Below are 19,358 nucleotides of genomic sequence, written 5' to 3' on the forward strand. Positions count from 1 at the left end.
TTAGTGGTTAACCGAAGAACCAGTAACAAACCCCGATGGCGCCAAGCACCCCGGCCAGTTCCGCCAGCAACGCACACCCCACTGCATGCCGCGCCCGTTGAATGCCCACTGCACCGAAGTACACCGCCAGCACATAGAAAGTCGTTTCCGTACTGCCCTGAATCGTCGCCGCCACCAGCGCCGGGAAGCTGTCTACCCCTGAGGTCTTCATGGTTTCGATCAGCATCGCCCGTGCCGCACTGCCCGAAAACGGCTTGACCATGGCAGTCGGCAAGGCATCGACGAAGCGCGTGTCCCAACCGGCCCACTCCACCAGATGCCGAATCCCGTCCAGACCAAAATCCAGCGCCCCGGATGCCCGCAGTACGCCGACGGCGCAGAGCATCGCCACCAGATATGGCAGCAGATTCTTCGCCACATCGAAACCTTCTTTGGCGCCTTCGATGAACGCCTCGTAGACCTTCACCTTGCGCAACGCGCCGATCACCAGAAACAGCATGATCAGCCCGAACAGCGTCAGGTTGCCGAGGATCGATGACAGGCCGGCCAGAGCGGTCGCCGAGAGCGTCGCCAGCAGCGCCATGAAGCCACCCAGTATCAGGGCGCCGGGAATCATGTACGCGAGCACCACCGGGTCCCACAGGCGCAGACGTTGCATGACCGCCACTGACAACAGACCTACCAGCGTCGAGCAACTGGTCGCCAGCAGGATCGGCAGGAACACCAGCGTCGGATCAGGCGCACCTTGCTGGGCGCGGTACATGAAGATCGTCACCGGCAACAGGGTCAGGGAAGAGGCGTTAAGCACCAGGAACAGGATCTGGGCATTGCTGGCGATGGTGGCGCTGGGGTTGAGCTCTTGCAACGCCTTCATGGCCTTGAGGCCGATTGGCGTGGCGGCGTTGTCCAGGCCCAGGCCATTGGCGGCAAAGTTGAGCGTGATCAGGCCGATGGCGGGGTGACCGGCCGGCACTTCCGGCATCAGGCGCAGGAACAATGGACCCAGCGCCTTGGCCAGCCACTCGACGATCCCGGCTTTCTCGGCGATCCGCAGAAAGCCCAGCCAGAGGGTGAGGGTGCCGAACAGCAAGACCATGACCTCGACCGACAGTTTGGCCATGGCGAAAATGCTTTCCACCATCGCCGCGAAGATCCCGGCGTTGCCACCGATCAACCACTGCGCCAGCGCCGATACGGCTGCCACGATGAAGAAGCCGAGCCACAGGCCATTGAGCATCAGTTAAATCCCCCAAAGAATGCGGCGAATGATAGCGGGGTAGCCAGAAACGACAAACCCCGGATTTCTCCGGGGTTTGTTTTGTGGCTGGCGACTCGGATCACTGTGGGAGCGAGCTTGCTCGCGATGACTGACTCACAGGCAACATTGATGTCGACTGATCTACCGCTATCGCGAGCAAGCTCGCTCCCACAGAAAAGCCAATCTCCACAGGTTTGTGCATTAGTTGTTGGAAACTTCGCCAGCTGGCAATTTTTCCTTGCTGCGCCAGTGCGGCAGGGAGTTCCAGTAGCGCTGGCCCTTGGCGTCGTCGTACATGCCTTCCCAACGGGAGATGACCAATACGGCCAAAGCGTTGCCGATCACGTTCAGTGCGGTACGGGCCATGTCCATGATGCGGTCGACACCGGCGATGAACGCCAGGCCTTCCAATGGAATACCCACGCTGCCCAGCGTTGCCAGCAGCACCACGAAGGACACGCCCGGTACGCCGGCGATGCCTTTGGAGGTGACCATCAACGTCAGCACCAGCAGCAATTGCTGGCTGATGGACAGGTCGATGCCATATAGCTGGGCAATGAAAATCGCCGCAATGCTCTGATACAGCGTCGAGCCGTCGAGGTTGAACGAGTAACCGGTCGGTACCACGAAGCTGCAGATGGCTTTCGGTGCGCCGTAGGCTTCCATCTTCTCGATGACACGTGGCAGCACGGTTTCGGAGCTGGCGGTGGAGTAGGCCAGCACCAGCTCATCCTTGAAGATGCGCATCAGCTTGATCACCGAGAAACCGAACAGGCGAGCAATCAAGCCCAGCACCATGAAGGCGAAGAAGGCGATGGCGAAGTAAACCAGGAGCACCAGTTTGGCCAGCGGCAGCAGGGAGGCGAAGCCGAAGTTGGCCACGGTCACCGCGATCAGTGCGAAAACGCCGATCGGGGCGTAGTTCATGATCATGTGGGTGACCTTGAACATGCTTTCCGACACGCCCTGGAACAACTTCACCAGCGGGTCGCGCAAGTCGGGTTTCAGGCTCGACAAGCCCAGACCAAACAACACTGAAAAGAAGATGATCGGCAGCATCTCGCCACGGGCGACAGCCGCGAAGATGTTCGACGGGATCAGGTTGAGGATGGTTTCGATGAACGCGTGTTCATGCTGCACCTCGGCGGCCGTGGCCTGGTACTTGGAAATATCGACGGTACCCAGCGTACTCATGTCGATGCCAGTACCCGGGTGGAACAGGTTGGCCAGGACAAGCCCGACGATGATGGCAATCGTGGTAACGATTTCGAAGTAGATGATGGTCTTCAGGCCGATGCTGCCGAGCTTCTTCGCATCGCCGACACCCGCGATACCGACGATCAACGAGGAGATCACGATCGGGATCACAATCATCTTGATCAGACGGATAAAGATATCGCCTGCCGGTTGCAGAACGTTACTGATCCACCAGGCCTTTTCGGCACTGAAATGGTTGAGCAGCGCACCGATTGCAATCCCCAATACCAGACCGATGAGGATCTGCCAGGCGAGGCTAAGCTTTGCCTTCTTCATATCTTTACCCTTACTTGCGTTTGACTCAGGCCGATGCAGGAACTGGAACGCTTGTGGCGAAAAAGTCTTGTGCATCTGCCCCCGTATAAGGTGCCCCGGAGCGCTTGTTAGTGGCTCTCTGGCAGGCGAAAAAAGGCGCAACTATTCCGATGCAAGGAAGCGACGTCTAATGCCGTAAACGCCTACCCTATGCCGAATCGGCATGAGCTTTTTATAGTGAAACTCGCGTCCCAACCGGTTCGAATACGACATTTCGGCAGGCAAAAGTGCCGTGAACCGGCCATCTCAGGGAAGATAGACTGTTTTTTGATCAGTCAGGCGAGGGGGTTTTTTCAAGAAAATCCGACAATGCACAGACAAAATTAACCGCAAAAGGGCGGTAAAATTTCTCGATGTACGGTCGTGCGTGGACCACCGGAAAAGAATTTCCAGGCCGCGCGGCAACATTTTCAAGGTGAAGCGACGAAATGGGGAGGATCGCTCTAATTCAACGCTTTGCACGTAGAAGCTCTTCGCAAGTCCGTCGAGCATCAGTGATCGGCGAACTTGCGTCGCAGCTTTTTGCCTGACCCGGCCCTTGCGCAGGCACCCCATGTACCCGTAGGTCACTCCGCCCCTGAAACAGGCAGAACATCCCGACCCCTTGGTCATGCGTCTACCTTTATCGGGTAGCGCATTTGGAAAGAAGCCGTGTGGCTTCTTTCATATTTGAAAATCAGTACCAGTTTGGATCTTTCTTCAGCTGTTCCATCAGCAAATCCTGCATACCCTGGTCTGGTTTTCCCAGAAAGCGATAGTTGGCATGGCGCGTCGGCGACTTGTCAGCCGGCAATCCCGCAGGCACTTCAACCAGCATAGCGTAGGCTTGCTTTTTGTCGAAGCTGACGGCGACAATCAATCGATTATTCAGGCATGTGGCCTGCGATTCGCAAAGCGGCCCCACCAGATACTGGTCACCGTCTTCTTCAACCGCATTCATTTGCTCGGCAGCACCGGACAGGTTCAGCACCCATTCCGGCAGGCGTTCTTCTTTCTTCACAACGCCTTGCCAGGTTTCACGGTATTGCGGGTCTGCGCTCAGCAGCTCGTTGACCCGCGTCTGGCCATCATTGGCGGCCATGGCCATGGCACTACCGCCCAGGAGCAGGGCGGCTGCCAGTGTCTTGAACAGTGTCTTGAAGGAAACGCTCATCTTCAGCCTCGACCACGACGGCCAAAGAAGAACGAAGCAATGAACATCACCAGGAACACGACAAAGAGAATCTTGGCGATACCCGTGGCGGTGCCCGCGATACCACCGAAGCCCAATACTGCAGCGATGATGGCAATGATCAAGAATGTGATTGCCCAGCTCAACATGGTGATTCTCCTTACGCTTGTATTTTAGAGGTGATGCTTGTGGTGCTTTCCCCAGCGCAGAGCGCGCCAAGTTCATGTAGTTAGAACACCCAACGTTCCTGACGGGGCATCTCATCCACAGGCTGGGCCTGGTCGACGTCCATCATTCGCATCGGGGCGAGGTCAGCCTGGTTGCTGCTGGCGGCGCTGAAATGAGTCTGGACCGGATGCTGAACCGACACGCGGGACGCTTCCTGCTGCGAGTTCTGCTCCCAACGCTGAAACTGCTGGCCGCCGATCAACGTGATCAACAGCGCCAGAACAGCAAACAGACCTTGCTGGATATGCAGTGGCGAGATACGCAATTGGGCGGCACCTTGGCGACTCATCCTGAAGCTCCTCCCACACTGTGGTGATCTTGTGAGGACAATTATTCGAATGCCCTGATTAACCAAGTCATTGCAGCCTGCATGCCAGCTTTTTGTGAGAAAAAAAATCAATTAAATCAGATAGTTAGCGATGGTGTGAAAATCGGACCGGACGCATCCTGCACGATGGTCCGTCAGCGGTCGTGCGTAATGCACGATCGATACGCAAGTGCTTTCAAGTTTTTTGAATTGCGAGGAGGGCGCGGATGTCACAAAGGGGACCGCTAATCCGTGTGCAGACCGGCTATCTGATAAAAAAACAACAAAATCAGGCGATTAGCCGTAGGGTAAGCAGAGAGCTACCCTGTTGTAGGCGGAATCGACCAGAATCAACCATGCAACTTGCCCGATTTTTCCGGGACTAACTAAGATCATTCATTAAGGAGCGTAGGAAAATGGAATCAGCCACTGAGCACCAAGGCCGCATTCTGCTGGTGGACGATGAATCCGCCATCCTGCGTACTTTTCGTTACTGCCTGGAAGATGAAGGCTACAGCGTCGCTACTGCCAACAGCGCCGCACAGGCCGAAGCGTTGTTGCAACGACAGGTCTTCGACTTGTGTTTCCTCGATTTGCGCCTGGGCGAAGACAATGGTCTCGATGTGTTGGCGCAAATGCGCATTCAAGCGCCGTGGATGCGTGTGGTCATCGTCACCGCGCACTCGGCGGTGGACACAGCAGTGGACGCGATCCAGGCGGGTGCCGCCGATTACCTGGTCAAACCTTGCAGCCCCGACCAACTGCGCCTGGCCACCGCCAAGCAACTGGAAGTGCGACAGCTGTCGGCCCGTCTGGAAGCCCTGGAAGGTGAAGTGCGCAAACCCAAGGATGGCCTGGACTCCCACAGCCCGGCGATGAAAGTGGTACTCGAAACAGCCCGCCAGGTGGCCAGCACCGATGCCAACATTTTGATTCTTGGCGAGTCCGGTACCGGTAAAGGTGAGCTGTCCCAGGCCATACACGGCTGGAGCAAGCGCGCAAAGAAATCCTGTGTCACGATCAACTGCCCATCCCTGACTGCCGAACTCATGGAAAGCGAGCTTTTCGGTCACAGCCGTGGTGCTTTCACCGGGGCCAGCGAAAGTACCTTGGGACGTGTCAATCAGGCCGATGGCGGAACGCTGTTTCTTGACGAGATCGGCGACTTTCCCCTGACATTGCAGCCAAAGTTGCTGCGTTTTATCCAGGATAAGGAATACGAGCGCATCGGCGATCCGGTCACCCGCCGAGCCGATGTGCGAATTCTCGCGGCCACCAACCTTAATCTGGAGGACATGGTGCGCGACGGCCGTTTCCGTGAAGACCTTCTTTATCGCCTGAACGTGATCACCTTGCACCTGCCGCCTTTACGGGAGCGCAGAGAAGACATCCTGAACCTGGCCGATCGTTTTCTGGCTCGTTTCGTCAAGGAATATGCGCGTCCGGCGCGAGGTTTCAGCGACGCGGCTCGAGAAGCACTGCTCAGCTACCGCTGGCCGGGCAACATCCGCGAGCTGCGCAACGTCGTGGAGCGGGCGAGCATTATCTGTCCACAAGAGCGGGTAGAGATCAGCCACCTGGGCATGGCCGAAACCCCGGTCAACAACGCGCCCCGCATCGGTGCCGCGTTGAGTCTGGATGAGTTGGAGAAGGCTCATATCGGCGCCGTTCTTGCCACCGCCGACACGCTGGACCAGGCCGCCAAGACGTTGGGCATCGACGCCTCGACGCTGTACCGAAAACGCAAGCAGTACAACCTGTGAGCCCCGCCCGATGAAACTGGCGATGAAGTTGCGGACGCGGCTGTTTCTGAGCATTTCCGCACTGATCACCGTAGCGCTGCTCGGGCTCTTGCTCGGGCTGGTCAGCGTGATGCAGATGGCGGCAACTCAGGAAGCGCTGATCCGAAACAACTTCGTCACCCTCGACCTGGGGCTGAAATTGCGCCAGGCCCTTGGCGACCAGTTGATCATCATGCTCAGCGAGCAGCCAGATTCTGCTGCACTCGAGCAGTCCAGGCAGCAGTACTATCGGTTGCTTGATGAAGGCATTGCCCTTGCCGATTCCGGCAAGGACGTTCAGTACGGTTTTGCACAGGCCAAGGCTGACTATCAGAGCTTTATGCAGGCGTATGACCAGTCACCTGACACGACGCACGTGTTGAGTGGTAACGGTGAACTCACCGAAAAATTCAATGCGCTACGCAATGGCCTGTTCGCCGAGCACAAGCGTGCGCTGGATAACATCAATGTCATCGAGCGCCAGGCTCGGGAGCGGGCGCTGCTGGTGGCCGGTCTGCTCGGGTTGGTGGGGTTGGCGGTGTTGATCATTGGCTTCGTGACTGCACACGCCATCGCTCGGCGTTTCGGCGCACCGATAGAGGCCTTGGTCCAGGCAGCGGATAACATCGGGCAAGGCAATTTCGAAGTGACCCTGCCTATTTCTTCGGCAGTGGAAATGAACCAGCTGACCAAACGCTTCGGGATCATGGCCGAGGCACTGCGCAAGCATCAAGCGACCAATATCAACGAGCTGCTCGCCGGTCAGCAGCGTTTGCAGGCGGTACTCGACAGCATCGACGACGGGTTGCTGATGATCGACCGCAAAGGGCACCTCGAACACCTCAACCCCGTGGCACAGCGTCAATTGGGTTGGGACACCGATCGACTCGGCCAGGGGCTGGGCACCGCTCTGGAGCGCCCCGAGCTTGATGGACAACTGCAACTGGTGCTGCGCGGCGGGACCCTGGAGCGGGCGCCGGAAGACTTGAGCGTCGAGGTCGATGGTGAGTCGCGATTGTTGACCTATAGCCTGACCCCGGTCAGCCATACTCAGGGTCATATTCTCGGCGCCGTGATGGTATTGCATGACGTCACCGAGCAGCGTGCATTTGAACGGGTGCGCAGCGAGTTCGTGTTGCGCGCCTCTCATGAGTTGCGCACACCGGTCACCGGCATGCATATGGCGTTCGGCCTGTTCCGCGAGCGCGCGCATTTCGCCCAAGACTCCCGTGAAGCCGATCTGCTGGACACCGTGAATGAAGAGATGCAGCGCTTGATGCAGTTGATCAACGACCTGCTGAACTTTTCCCGCTATCAGAACGGATTGCAGAAACTCACGCTGGCACCGTGTTCCATCGACGATTTGCTGGAGCAGGCGCGGGAACGTTATGCCGGCGTGGCGGTGGAGAAGGGCATCAGCCTGTTAGTGGAAGTGCAGGGCCCATTGCCCTGGCTACAGGCCGATCAGCCTCAGCTGGACCGGGTGCTGGATAACCTGATCGACAACGCCTTGCGCCATACCGGCACCGACGGGCAGATACGCTTGCAGGCCCGGCGTCATGGGGAGCGGGTGATCATCAGCGTTGAAGACAATGGCGAAGGCATTGCCTACGGCCAACAGGGGCGGATCTTCGAACCCTTTGTCCAGGTCGGCCGTAAAAAGGGCGGTGCCGGGCTCGGCCTGGCGCTGTGCAAGGAGATCGTGCAATTGCATGGCGGACGGATGGGCGTCTATTCGCGGCCGGGGCAGGGGACTCAGTTCTATATGGCGCTGGCGGTTTAAACGGCTTTCATGCTTCGTCATCCAGACGTCTGCCCGCTAGCCGGCGGCCACGGGTAATCAGTTCAGTGAACTGCACTGCACTCAATGCATGGGCGAACAGCCAGCCCTGACCATATTTCACGCCTTCGCTGCTCAGAAACGCCGCTTGCGCTTCATGTTCGATGCCCTCGGCAATCACTTTCAATTGTAGGGCCTGGGCCATGTGGATGATGTGCGGTGCCACGCCACTGCTGGCGGCGTCATGGCCCAGTGCATCAATGAAGGCCTTGTCGATTTTCAGGCAATCCACCGGCAGGGTTTGCAGGTAGGCGAGGCTGCAATAGCCGGTGCCGAAGTCGTCGATCAGCACCTGATGCCCAACATCGCGCAAGGCCTGCAGGTTTTCCCGGGCCACCACCACATCGATCAATCCCCGCTCGGTGACCTCGAAGGCGATCTGCTTGGCCGCGACCCGATGCAACGTCAGCAAGCGCGCCATCACTTGGCCGATACGCGGCACCATGACGTCGCAGGCTGCGAGGTTGACCGAGATGTACAGCTGCGGATTGGCCCGCAACAAATGACCAAGCTGCTCAAGCAGGCGTTGCAGGACGAAATCGGTCATCTGGCGGATCTGGCCGGTGTTTTCTGCCATCGGGATGAACAGGTCGGGGCTGGTCAGGGTGCCATCCGGTCTGCGCCAGCGGAGCAAGGCTTCTGCCCCGACACAGTTGCGGCTGTCGAGGTCGAAAATCGGTTGATACAAGACCTGCAACTCGCCTCGCCGAATGGCGCCCGTCAGTTCGGCATCCATTGACTGTCGCTGCTTGACCAGCAAAAACACCAGAAAACCCACGCAGATGCCCAGCGCCAGGCTGGCTGGCAACAGCCACCACCAGACCGCAGGCACGTGCATACCGGTACGCGGCGTAATCAGTACCAGCTGGTATTCCGGATTGTTGGTGGGCATACGGTAAATCAACCGTGTGTGCGTGACTTGCAGCGCATCGGGGCTTTTCGGGGGCCAGGGTTCGGTCGGGGGCCAGGCCTGCGACACACCCAGTACCGGAATCGCCCGCGTGCCGTGGTCGAGTACCACCAGCAGGCTGCTTCCGGGTGACAGGTCGACCATATCGGTCAAATGCCCGCGGGAGGTCGCGACGCGGAAATTACCGCGCCCGAGCATCAGCGCGGCACGGTTTTCATCGGGTTCGGTGGTCGTGTTCAGCCAATAGCTATAGGTGGGGCCTTTGATATCCGGCGGCCGTATTAGCGACAGCCCTTCCTGGCGGGGTCGGTTGGAGCAGATCCGCGAATCGTCCCTATAAGCAGCTTCGTAAACGAAACGGTAATTGAAACTGACTTGCTGCAAAGTCGCGATCATTTCGTCATCGCAGCCCCGTAGCGGTTGCGCTTCGAGGTCGTCGAGGCTTTCACGCAATTGGCCAAAAAGCTGCTCCAGGCGGGCCAGGAAGCGTTCGCCCTGGGCGTTCATCTCTTCGCTTTCGCTCTGCTCGACCTGATGCATGGCCACAAACAGACTGCCCGTCATCAACAGGGTTGCGCTCAAGGCAGCAGCAAGCATCGCCAAAAACCAGGGGCGATAGAACCAACTACGTAAAGTCTCTCGAGCAGCAGGCATTGGGTACATCCGAAGGATTACCAATGAGTTATAGCTGCTGATTGAGAAAAAGCCCTTACCGTCGGGCGGGCGTCATTATTTTGTCTGATTCAAAACTTGTAAAAGTGCCGCGGTTTGCGCATCCGGGGTGCCGTCGAAGCGGGTCGGTCGGAAATGCATCTGGAAGGCCGCAATCACATGGCGCGTCGCGACATCCAGTTCGCCTGTTTGCGGCGTGGGGTAACCCAGGCGAGCCAGCTGCGCCTGATACCAACCGATGCTCGGCAACTGGACGTCGAACTGCACTTGCTGGCGCGCCACGGCCTGCTCGTTCGGCCAGACGCCCAAACCTTCGGCTGCCAGGCGTTTCCAGGGGAACAGCGGTCCCGGATCAAGCTTGCGCAACGGTGCGATGTCGCTATGACCGATGATATTGCGCGGGCTGATGGTGTAGCGCTTGCTGATGTCCTTGAGCAACACAATCAGGGACTGGACCTGGGCTTCGCTGTAGGGATACCAGAGACGCTCCCCGTGCGGGGTGTCCTTGAAGCCGGGGTTGACGATTTCGATGCCGAGGGAACTGGAGTTCAACCAGGTTCGGCCTTGCCACTCGCTCTCGCCGGCATGCCATGCCCGCATGTTTTCATCCATCAGCTTATAGATGGTGGCTTTTTTGTCGTCGCCGATCAGGTAATGGCTGCTGACTTCGCCATGGGTCAGCAACTGCAGCGAACGCTCCTGCGATGCGGAGGTGTAATGCAGCACGACGAATTGAATGCGGCTGTCGTGGTTGACTGAAACATGACTGGTGTCGAACCGGGGGCCACTGGCACAACCGGCCAACAGAGCCAGCGAGGCGAGGAGAGCAAAAAATTTCATGGCGGGAGGCAATACACGCAAGACAATAATGCAACAGTGTAACGTACTGCTTTGCGCGCAGACGGACGGCGCCGTGATTTAAACAAATTGGAACAATTGGTTCTAGCCGATTTGCACACGGTTCCGTCCAGCGTGCTTCGCCCTGTATAGCGCCTGATCGGCTCTTTTCAGCACCCCATCGCTGTGTTCGCCGGCTTTGAACTCAGTGAGACCGATGGAAAGGGTGATAGTCACCGGCTCGCCCTTGAAGTGGAAAGGGCAGGCTTCAATGGCGGTTCGCAGATTTTCCAGCAGCTTCGCGCCGACCCCCGCAACGGTTGCGGGCATCAGCAATACAAACTCTTCACCGCCGAACCGCGCAATGAAATCTGTCCCGCGAAGGCGCTTGCGCAGCACGCCGGCGATGATTTTCAGCACTTTGTCGCCCGCCAGATGGCCGTAGTTATCGTTGATGCGTTTGAAATGGTCGAGGTCAAGCATTGCCAGCAACAAGGTGTTGCCCTGTTGCTGCCACAGGCTGATTTCATGGTCGAGCCGTTCGCTCCAGGCCGCCCGGTTGGGCAAGCCGGTCAGCGGGTCGATCAAGGCTTTCTGGCGCTGCTCTTCGAGGTGTTCGCGAAAGCCGAGGGCTTCCTGCTCCATGTGGGCAACCCGTTCGGCCAGGCTGTGCAGGCGGCACGCCATCTCTTGCTCACGCTCGTCACGCTGCTTGCGGTGCTGTTCCATGGTATCGAGCAGACCTTCGAGATGGTTTTCCAGGACGTGCTTGAGATCGCCCAGGTCGGCCGCTTCGTGCATGCTGCTCTGCAAGCCGTCGACCTGTTCGCGAATCTGGGTATCCATTGCCTGCGCGGCAAAACGGCTGTCGGCATGCCCGGTACTGGCGGCTTGCAGGTTGCTCTGGAACGATTCCAGGCGCTCGTTGAGGCGCTGCAAGTACGCTTCGAATTCATGTTGGCCGCTGTCGGAAATCGCCAACATCAAAGTTGCCAGATCGTCGAGGATCGGTAGCAGTTCGTACCAGTTCAGCCCATTTTTCAGACGCTCACGCATCGATTTGGCTTGCGGGCGGTGACGCTCGGGCAGCGTCAGATCGTCGAGCAAGCCCAGCAGCGTGTCTTCGATATGCCTGGCCACCGAGCTGTAGGACGGCTCCGGGGAGTCCGGCAGAGCGTAGAGCATGTTGTGCTCGGAGGGTTGCGGATCGACGACGGCCAGGGCTGAAGGCGGTGGCGGGGTATCGGTAAGTTCCGCAGGAGTCGGCTCGCGGGGATTGCTGGCCGGTTCAGCCTCAATGGCTGGGGCGACTATGGGGGTTGCCGGCCCTTCGGGTGGTTCAGTACTCCCTTGAGTGTGCACCTCGCCTTCTTGCTGCGGCTCAATGATCGGCGGGGCATGAGCCGCCAGCGTATTGGCTGATGCCTGGATCTTTTGCGGTTCGATGACGGTCAGGGGAGCGACTGGTCGCGCCACGACGGCAGACGCGAGACCGACAGTAGCGGTGGCGGACCGTGTCGCGGCGATCGGCGGCGAGACGGCTTCGGCAAGCTGCACGGTAGGTGCTTGCGCTGTGAGAACGACGACTGGCGCCGCTTCATCGGCCTCACGGTGACCGAACAGCCGCTGCAACAGGCCGGGGCGACCGGGTTCTGCCGGACTTTCAAGCTGACTCAAGACTTTTCCTTGCAGGCTGCTCAGTTCGCTGAGCAGCAACGGAATCTCACGCGCCTGACTGACGCGTGCGTCCAACCGTTTGGCGAAATCCTTGAGGGGGCGGCTGACTTCCCGGGGCAGCGGCAATGTTTGCAGTTGCGCAACCAGTGCGGTCAGTGCGGCACTGGTCTGAGTGACCCGGGTTTCGCGGCGTTGTTCAGAGTCGAGCACGGCTTTTTCCAGCCGTGGAAGCAGGGCAGCCAGGCCGGCGTCCATGTCATTGGTACGTATGACTTCGCGCATTTCCTTCATGCACGCGTCAACTGCGCGGTCGGTGCCCTCGGCCGCCAACGTGCTGCGCACCAGTCCACGGCGCAACAAGTCGAGCCGGGCGTCCCATCGGCGCTCGAGCTTTTCCTGTTGTTCGAGGCTTTTGAGGTACTTCTCTTTCCAGCGCTGTGTTTCGTCGCTCATTCATGGGGTCCGCGATGGGCAGAACTCAACGCGGGCAATGCATCGGCCGTGAGCGACCCCGGCAGACGAATCTCTACCGCGACCGGCAGGTGGTCGGAAATGGGTTGTGCCAGCACCTCGACCTTTTCCAGGGTCAGGGTCGGGCTCAGCAAAATATGGTCCAGACAGCGTTGCGGGCGCCAACTGGGAAAGGTCGCTTCCAGCTGTGGTGCGAGCAGACCGAGGTCTCGCAACGGCGAGTTTTGCAGCAAGTCACTGGCATGGGTATTCATGTCGCCCATCAACACCTGGTGTTTATAACCCCCGATCAACTCGCGGATGTAAGCCAGTTGCATGCTGCGGGCGCGGGCACCCAGTGCCAGATGCATCATGACCACCACCAGCGCTTCCGGACCTTCGCCGAAACGTACCAGAATCGCTCCGCGACCTTTGGGTCCCGGCAACGGATGGTCTTCAATCGCCCACGGACGCAGGCGGCTGAGCACGCCATTACTGTGCTGGCCGAGGCGACCGAGGTTGCGATTGAGTTGTTGATACCAGTAAGGGAACGCACCGAGCTGAGCCAAGTGCTCGACCTGATTGACGTAGCCGGATCGCAGGCTGCCGCCATCGACTTCCTGCAGGGCGACCAGATCGAAGTCGCCCAGCAGATTGCCGATTTTTTGCAGATTGTCGGCACGCCCGGTGTGCGGCAACAGATGTTGCCAGCCTCGGGTCAGATAGTGCCGATACCGCTCGGTACTGATGCCGACCTGGATATTGAAACTGAGCAAGCGCAGGCGGCTGTCTGCGGGCAGACCCGTCGACTCCAGGTGATGTTCGTTGACCCGCGGATCATGCAGGCCAACGACGCGTTCAGTACCCCAGCGGCGCATGGCAGGCCCCGCGCTTAGTTGGTGGCAGCCTTGTTAGCCGCTCGCTCTTTGTCGATCAGCTTGTCGGCCAGTTGCAATGCCTGTTCGGCACCGCCGGCAGAGCCTACGTCGAAGCGATACTTGCCGTTGACGATCATGGTTGGAACACCGGTAATTTCATACTTCTTGGCCAGGTCAGTGGCCTTGACGATCTGGCCCTTGATGGCGAAGGAGTCGAAGGTGGCCAGGAACTTGTCCTTGTCTACGCCCTGGGTCGCCAGGAAGTCTGCCATCTCATTCTTGTCGACCAGCTTCTTGTGTTCTTTCTGGATGGCTTCGAAAACCGCCGCGTGAACCTTGCTCTCGACGCCCATGGCTTCAAGGGTCAGGAACATCTGGCCGTGTGCGTTCCACGGGCCACCGAACATCGCTGGAATACGCACGAAGTTCACGTCGGAAGGCAATTTCTCAACCCAGGGATTGATCACTGGCTCGAACGAGTAGCAATGCGGGCAGCCATACCAGAACAGCTCCACGACTTCGATCTTGCCAGGCACGGCGACTGGAACCGGATTAGTCAGTTCGACATAGGGGGCAGCAGGTGCTTCGGCGGCTTGGGCGGTCATGCCGAACAGGCTGGCAGCGACGAATGCGGCGCTGATGATCAGATTACGCATGCTTTACTCCTGGACAAATGGGGTCGCCTCGCGCGACCTGTTTTCAGACAGATCCTGGCGGGCTTGAGTTCTGTAGTGTAACGGCAGCGGCCACAAAAAAGGGCGGCCAAGGCCACCCTTTTTATGCTTGCATCGACAGATTAATCGAGCGTTAACATTGCAAGAGATGTGCATCCCTCGCAACGTCTGCCCGGCGGTCTCAGTGCAGGCCTTGAATATAGCTGGAGACTGCTGCGATATCTTCGTCGCTCAACTTTTTGGCGATGCTTTGCATCGGTTTGGTATCGCCATCGTTGGCCCGACCGCCTTCTTCCTTGCGGAAATCGGTCAGTTGCTTGGCAATATACTGAGCATGTTGACCGCCCAGATGGGGGAAGCCGGCAGCTGCGTTGCCCTTGCCGTCTGGCGAGTGGCAGCCGGTGCAGGATGGCAGGCCCTTGGCCAGATCGCCGCCGCGGAACAAGGCTTCACCGCGAGACACGACTTTCGGGTCGGCGGCGCCAACGCTGCCTTTCTGGCTGGCGAAGTAGGCGGAGATATCGGCCAGGTCCTGATCGCTCAGGTTGGTCAGCAGGCCGGTCATTTCCAGTACCGTGCGTTTGCCGGACTTGATGTCGTGCAACTGCTTGTTCAGATAACGTTCGCCCTGGCCCGCCAGTTTCGGAAAGTTAGGCGCCATGCTGTTGCCATCCGGGCCATGACAGGCGCCACATACTGCGGCTTTCGCCTGACCAGCAGTTGCATCACCTGCAGCATGGGCTACGCCGGAGATCCCCACGGTCAACAGCAGACTCACGATCAATTTGTTCATCAGCTAATCCAACTACGGCTAAGGGTTAAAGAGTTATGGACCGGGATCACTCGCTCATCCACTGGATGATGGCTCGGTAATCCTCGGCACTGCAGTCCATGCACAAACCACGCGGCGGCATCGCCTTGAAACCCTGGGTCACGTGTTGCACCAGCGTCTCCATACCTTTCGCCAACCTCGGCGTCCAAGCTTCCTGATCGCCCTTTTTGGGCGCCATGGGTAGTTGGCCGGAATGACAGGCACCACAAACACGGTTGTACACAGCTTCCGGATCCTGTGTAGCCTGAGCGCTGTAAAGCGGCATCAAGACACCGGCAGCTAGCAGCCATTTCGTCATAAAACGACCTTTCAGGGTTGAGAGCGTTCTGCGTTCTAATGCGCAATCAAGGTCAATCGCTCTCGTGAACTTCATCCTACGCTGGGACAAAGCGCACACAAAATCTGCGGCATTATATACTGGCGTCACTGAAACGGAAACGACACCGCTTGCCGCGTCCATTCCCGGCGCCGCCCACATCGGAAATCCCATGCAATTCAAGAACCCCATCCTCGGCCTGTGCCAACAGTCCACCTTCATGCTCAGCGCCGCCAAAGTCGATCAATGTCCCGACGACGAAGGCTTTGAAGTGGCCTTCGCCGGGCGTTCCAACGCCGGCAAGTCCAGCGCGCTGAACACCCTGACGCACGCCAGCCTGGCGCGAACCTCGAAAACCCCCGGGCGCACGCAGCTGTTGAACTTCTTCAAGCTAGACGATGAACGCCGTCTGGTCGACCTGCCGGGTTACGGTTACGCAAAAGTACCGATCCCGTTGAAGATGCACTGGCAGCGTCACCTGGAAGCCTACCTGGGCGGCCGCGAAAGTTTGAAAGGTCTGATTCTGATGATGGATATCCGTCATCCAATGACCGACTTCGACCTGCTGATGCTCGACTGGGCCGTTGCCGCCGGCATGCCGATGCACATTCTGCTGACCAAAGCGGACAAGCTGACCTATGGCGCAGCAAAAAACACGCTGCTCAAGGTTCAGGCGGAAATTCGTAAAGGTTGGGGCGATGCCGTGTCGATTCAGCTGTTTTCCGCACCGAAACGCATGGGCCTGGAAGACGCCTACACTGTGTTGGCAGGCTGGATGGAACTGGCGGACAAGGGCGCCGAGGTGGCCGAGTAAGGCTGGCAGATTAAATCGCGGGCAAAAAAAACCCCGGACTTCTATGGGGAGGTGGAAGTTCCGGGGTTCAAGCTCCGGACCGTTAGGGCGGGGTCCAGATATCTGCCAACACTTAACACAACATAGGAGCATCGAAGGGCTTCACCAGCCATTCAGTAACTCTGAGTGGCGTTTCACAGGTTTAGTTCCTGAGGGGGTAAAAAACCATTGGAAATAAGCCCAAGTATTTTCCGGACTATAGTCCCCTGTAGGAGCAAGCTTGCTCCTACAGAACGCGGGGCGCTTGAGTCCATCGTCGGAACGCCCCCGGAGCAAGCTCTCTCCTGCATTAACAGGCTCTAGTGCGCCTCATCCCAGTTATTGCCTACACCCACCTCGACCAGAAGCGGCACATCCAGTTGCGCTGCTTCACTCATGTGCACGCGAATCTCCTCACGCACCTGGTCGATCAGGTCTTCACGCACTTCAAGCACCAATTCATCGTGCACCTGCAGGATGACTTTGGCGTCGAGGCCTGACGAGGTCAGCCAGTTATCCACGGCGACCATGGCTTTCTTGATGATGTCCGCCGCGGTGCCTTGCATTGGAGCGTTGATCGCCGTGCGCTCGGCGCCTTTGCGCAGGGCCGGGTTTTTCGCGTTGATTTCCGGCAGGTACAGACGACGACCGAAGATGGTTTCGACGAAACCTTGCTCGGCCGCCTGAGCGCGAGTGCGCTCCATGTACTCCAGCACGCCGGGATAACGGGTGAAGTACCGGTCGATATAAGCCTGGGACTGCTTGCGATCGACGCCGATCTGCTTGGCCAGGCCAAAGGCGCTCATGCCGTAGATCAAACCGAAGTTGATTGCCTTGGCGCTACGCCGCTGGTCGGTGGTGACCGCCTCCAGTTCGACCCCGAAGACTTCCGCCGCCGTAGCTTTGTGCACGTCCAGGTCGTTGCGGAATGCGTACAGTAAGCCTTCGTCCTTGGCCAGGTGAGCCATGATTCGCAGTTCGATTTGCGAATAGTCGGCGGCCAGCAGTTTGTAGCCTTTTGGCGCGACGAACGCCTGACGAATCCGCCGGCCTTCGGCGGTACGGATAGGAATGTTCTGCAGGTTCGGATCGATCGACGACAATCGTCCGGTGGCGGCAACGGCTTGCTGATAAGACGTATGGATGCGGCCGGTGCGAGCGTTGATCTGCTCTGGCAAACGGTCGGTGTAGGTGCTTTTGAGTTTGCTCAGCGAGCGGTACTGCATCAGCACCTTGGGCAACGGGTAGTCCTGTTCGGCCAGCTCGGCCAACACCGCTTCGGCCGTCGAAGCCTGGCCCTTGGCGGTTTTGCTGAGAACCGGCAAACCGAGCTTTTCGTAAAGGATCACGCCCAGTTGTTTCGGTGAGCCGAGGTTGAACTCTTCACCGGCGATGGCAAAGGCCTCCCGCTCCAGGGCGACCAGTTTCTCACCCAGCTCGACGCTCTGGATGCCCAGCAGGTTGGCGTCCACGAGCGCGCCCTGGCGCTCGATACGGGCCAGTACCGGCATCAGCGGCATTTCGATGTCATTGAGCACTTTGCCCAGGCTTGGCGTGGCGGCCAGTTTTTCCTGCAAGGCCAGGTGCAGGCGGAAGGTGACATCGGCATCTTCGGCGGCATAGGGACCCGCCAGCTCAAGAGAGATCTGGTCAAAGGTCAGCTGCTTGACGCCTTTGCCCGCGATCTCGTGAATGTCGGTCTTGCTTTGGCCCAGGTACTTGAGCGCCAGGCTGTCCATGTCATGGCGGGTGGCCGTCGAGTCGAGTATGTAAGACTCGAGCATGGTGTCGTAGGCGATACCCCGGACAACGATCCCGTTGTTCTGATCGCCACCGATGGCGCAATTGGCGAGGATGTTGGTTTCGAACTTGGCGTGCTGGCCGACTTTCAGTTTGTTCGCATTTTCCAGCAGCGGCTTCAACGCCAGCAGCACGCTGTCGCGATCCAGTTGTTCCGGCACGCCCATGTAGGAATGGGTCAACGGGATGTAGGCCGCTTCGTTGGCCGCGACGGAAAACGACAGGCCCACCAGTTGCGAGTGTTGGGCATCGCTGCCATTGGTCTCGGTGACGAAGGCGATCAATGGTGCCTTGTCGAGCTTGTCCAGCCAGGCCTCGAAGCGCTTCTGGTCGAGGATGGTTTCGTACTTCGCTTCGGCGGCGCCAGGCTGTTCTTCGACGACTTCGACAATTTCCTGGCCCGAGCGCTTGGCGTCGCGCTGGTTCTCTTCGAACCAGCTCTTGAATTCCAGCAGGGTGTAGAGCTCGGCGAGCTTGTCGTGGTCCGGCTTGCCCATTTGCAAGTCGTCCAAGCCGATATCCAGCGGCACATCGATCTTGATTGTCGCCAGCCGGTAGGAGAGAAACGCCATCTCCTTGTGCTCTTCAAGCTTCGCCGGCAGGGTCTTGGCCCCGCGAATCGGCAGGGTCGGCACGATATCGAGCTGTGCGTAAAGCTCGGTCAGGCCTCCGTTCACGCCGACCAGCAGCCCGGAAGCGGTCTTCGGGCCGATGCCCGGAACGCCCGGAATGTTGTCGGACGAATCGCCCATCAGGGCCAGATAATCGATGATCTGCTCGGGAGCGACGCCGAATTTCTCCTTCACGCCCTCCACGTCCAGCGCGCTACCGGTCATGGTATTGACCAAGGTAATGTGCCCATCGACCAGTTGCGCCATGTCCTTGTCACCGGTGGAGATCACCACCGGGCGGTTGGCGGCTGCACTGCTGCGGGCCAGGGTGCCGATCACGTCGTCCGCTTCGACGTTGTCCACGCACAGCAATGGAAAGCCCAGGGCCTTGACGCTGGCATGCAGTGGCTCGATTTGTACGCGCATGTCGTCGGGCATGCTCGGACGGTTGGCCTTGTATTCGGCGAACATTTCGTCGCGGAATGTCCCGCCCTTGGCGTCGAACACCACGGCGAACGGACTGTCCGGGTACTGCTTGCGCAGACTCTTGAGCATGTTCAACACGCCTTTGACCGCACCGGTCGGCAGGCCTTTGGACGTGGTGAGCGGTGGCAGGGCGTGAAACGCGCGGTACAGGTAAGAAGAACCGTCCACCAGGACGAGGGGGGCTTGGCTCATGAGCAGGATCAACCTTTTCGGCGGGTCCGGCGCT

At 58.8% G+C, this 19,358-nt stretch carries 16 protein-coding genes; 3 read left to right on the forward strand and 13 right to left on the reverse strand.

Going from position 1 to position 19,358, the window contains the following annotated elements:
• Positions 1-7: 7 nt before the first annotated feature.
• The 5 genes from ACA067_RS00180 to ACA067_RS00200 form a co-directional block, all read right to left on the reverse strand.
• The gene (locus ACA067_RS00180) at positions 8-1,237 is read right to left on the reverse strand and encodes a nucleoside recognition domain-containing protein (protein ID WP_150746279.1); all 1,230 of its coding nucleotides are present in this window, start codon (positions 1,235-1,237) and stop codon (positions 8-10) included.
• Positions 1,238-1,459: 222 nt separating this feature from the next.
• On the reverse strand, positions 1,460-2,791 hold the full coding sequence (gltP, locus tag ACA067_RS00185) for a glutamate/aspartate:proton symporter GltP (protein WP_497460116.1): 1,332 nt from the start codon (positions 2,789-2,791) through the stop codon (positions 1,460-1,462).
• 715 nt (positions 2,792-3,506) lie between these two features.
• The gene (locus tag ACA067_RS00190) at positions 3,507-3,983 is read right to left on the reverse strand and encodes an inhibitor of vertebrate lysozyme family protein (protein WP_497460117.1); all 477 of its coding nucleotides are present in this window, start codon (positions 3,981-3,983) and stop codon (positions 3,507-3,509) included.
• Between the two features lie 2 nt (positions 3,984-3,985).
• The gene (locus ACA067_RS00195) at positions 3,986-4,150 is read right to left on the reverse strand and encodes a DUF1328 domain-containing protein (protein WP_003177151.1); all 165 of its coding nucleotides are present in this window, start codon (positions 4,148-4,150) and stop codon (positions 3,986-3,988) included.
• An 80-nt stretch (positions 4,151-4,230) separates the two neighbouring features.
• Positions 4,231-4,518: a hypothetical protein gene (locus tag ACA067_RS00200; protein ID WP_497460118.1), complete on the reverse strand. Its 288-nt coding sequence runs from the start codon at positions 4,516-4,518 to the stop codon at positions 4,231-4,233.
• Positions 4,519-4,952: 434 nt separating this feature from the next.
• On the opposite strand from ACA067_RS00200, the gene algB reads away from it, so the two are divergent.
• Positions 4,953-6,299, forward strand: a complete 1,347-nt coding sequence (algB, locus tag ACA067_RS00205) for a sigma-54-dependent response regulator transcription factor AlgB (RefSeq protein ID WP_497460119.1) — start codon at positions 4,953-4,955, stop codon at positions 6,297-6,299.
• 10 nt (positions 6,300-6,309) lie between these two features.
• Entirely contained in the window at positions 6,310-8,100 is a 1,791-nt protein-coding gene (locus ACA067_RS00210; RefSeq protein ID WP_497460120.1) for a KinB sensor domain-containing domain, read from the forward strand.
• Positions 8,101-8,107: 7 nt separating this feature from the next.
• Here the strand turns inward: ACA067_RS00210 and ACA067_RS00215 are convergent, their stop codons facing one another.
• From ACA067_RS00215 to ACA067_RS00245, 7 genes are all read right to left on the reverse strand, one after another.
• A complete protein-coding gene (locus tag ACA067_RS00215) occupies positions 8,108-9,721 on the reverse strand; it encodes an EAL domain-containing protein (RefSeq protein WP_497460121.1) in 1,614 nt (537 codons plus the stop codon).
• 75 nt (positions 9,722-9,796) lie between these two features.
• Positions 9,797-10,579 (reverse strand): N-acetylmuramoyl-L-alanine amidase, encoded by a 783-nt coding sequence (locus ACA067_RS00220; protein WP_497460122.1) that lies wholly within the window; start codon positions 10,577-10,579, stop codon positions 9,797-9,799.
• 102 nt (positions 10,580-10,681) lie between these two features.
• Complete coding sequence (locus ACA067_RS00225; RefSeq protein WP_497460123.1) at positions 10,682-12,706, reverse strand: GGDEF domain-containing protein; 2,025 nt, start codon at positions 12,704-12,706, stop codon at positions 10,682-10,684.
• The gene (locus ACA067_RS00230) at positions 12,703-13,581 is read right to left on the reverse strand and encodes an endonuclease/exonuclease/phosphatase family protein (protein ID WP_497460124.1); all 879 of its coding nucleotides are present in this window, start codon (positions 13,579-13,581) and stop codon (positions 12,703-12,705) included. Before ACA067_RS00230 ends, ACA067_RS00225 begins: the two co-directional genes overlap by 4 nt.
• 14 nt (positions 13,582-13,595) lie before the next feature.
• Positions 13,596-14,237, reverse strand: a complete 642-nt coding sequence (locus tag ACA067_RS00235) for a thiol:disulfide interchange protein DsbA/DsbL (protein ID WP_497460125.1) — start codon at positions 14,235-14,237, stop codon at positions 13,596-13,598.
• A gap of 199 nt (positions 14,238-14,436) precedes the next feature.
• Positions 14,437-15,048 carry a c-type cytochrome gene (locus tag ACA067_RS00240; RefSeq protein WP_128874649.1) on the reverse strand — a complete coding sequence of 204 codons (612 nt, stop codon included), beginning with the start codon at positions 15,046-15,048 and terminating at the stop codon, positions 14,437-14,439.
• A gap of 46 nt (positions 15,049-15,094) precedes the next feature.
• Positions 15,095-15,385, reverse strand: coding sequence for a c-type cytochrome (locus tag ACA067_RS00245; RefSeq protein WP_128874650.1), 291 nt, complete (start codon positions 15,383-15,385; stop codon positions 15,095-15,097).
• 190 nt (positions 15,386-15,575) lie between these two features.
• Here ACA067_RS00245 and yihA point away from each other — a divergent pair, with 190 nt between their 5' ends.
• Entirely contained in the window at positions 15,576-16,217 is a 642-nt protein-coding gene (yihA, locus tag ACA067_RS00250; protein ID WP_497460126.1) for a ribosome biogenesis GTP-binding protein YihA/YsxC, read from the forward strand.
• 338 nt (positions 16,218-16,555) lie between these two features.
• Here the strand turns inward: yihA and polA are convergent, their stop codons facing one another.
• Entirely contained in the window at positions 16,556-19,324 is a 2,769-nt protein-coding gene (gene polA / locus ACA067_RS00255; RefSeq protein WP_497460127.1) for a DNA polymerase I, read from the reverse strand.
• Positions 19,325-19,358 lie beyond the last annotated feature (34 nt).

The sequence above is a fragment of the Pseudomonas sp. LBUM1674 genome (assembly GCF_059695635.1).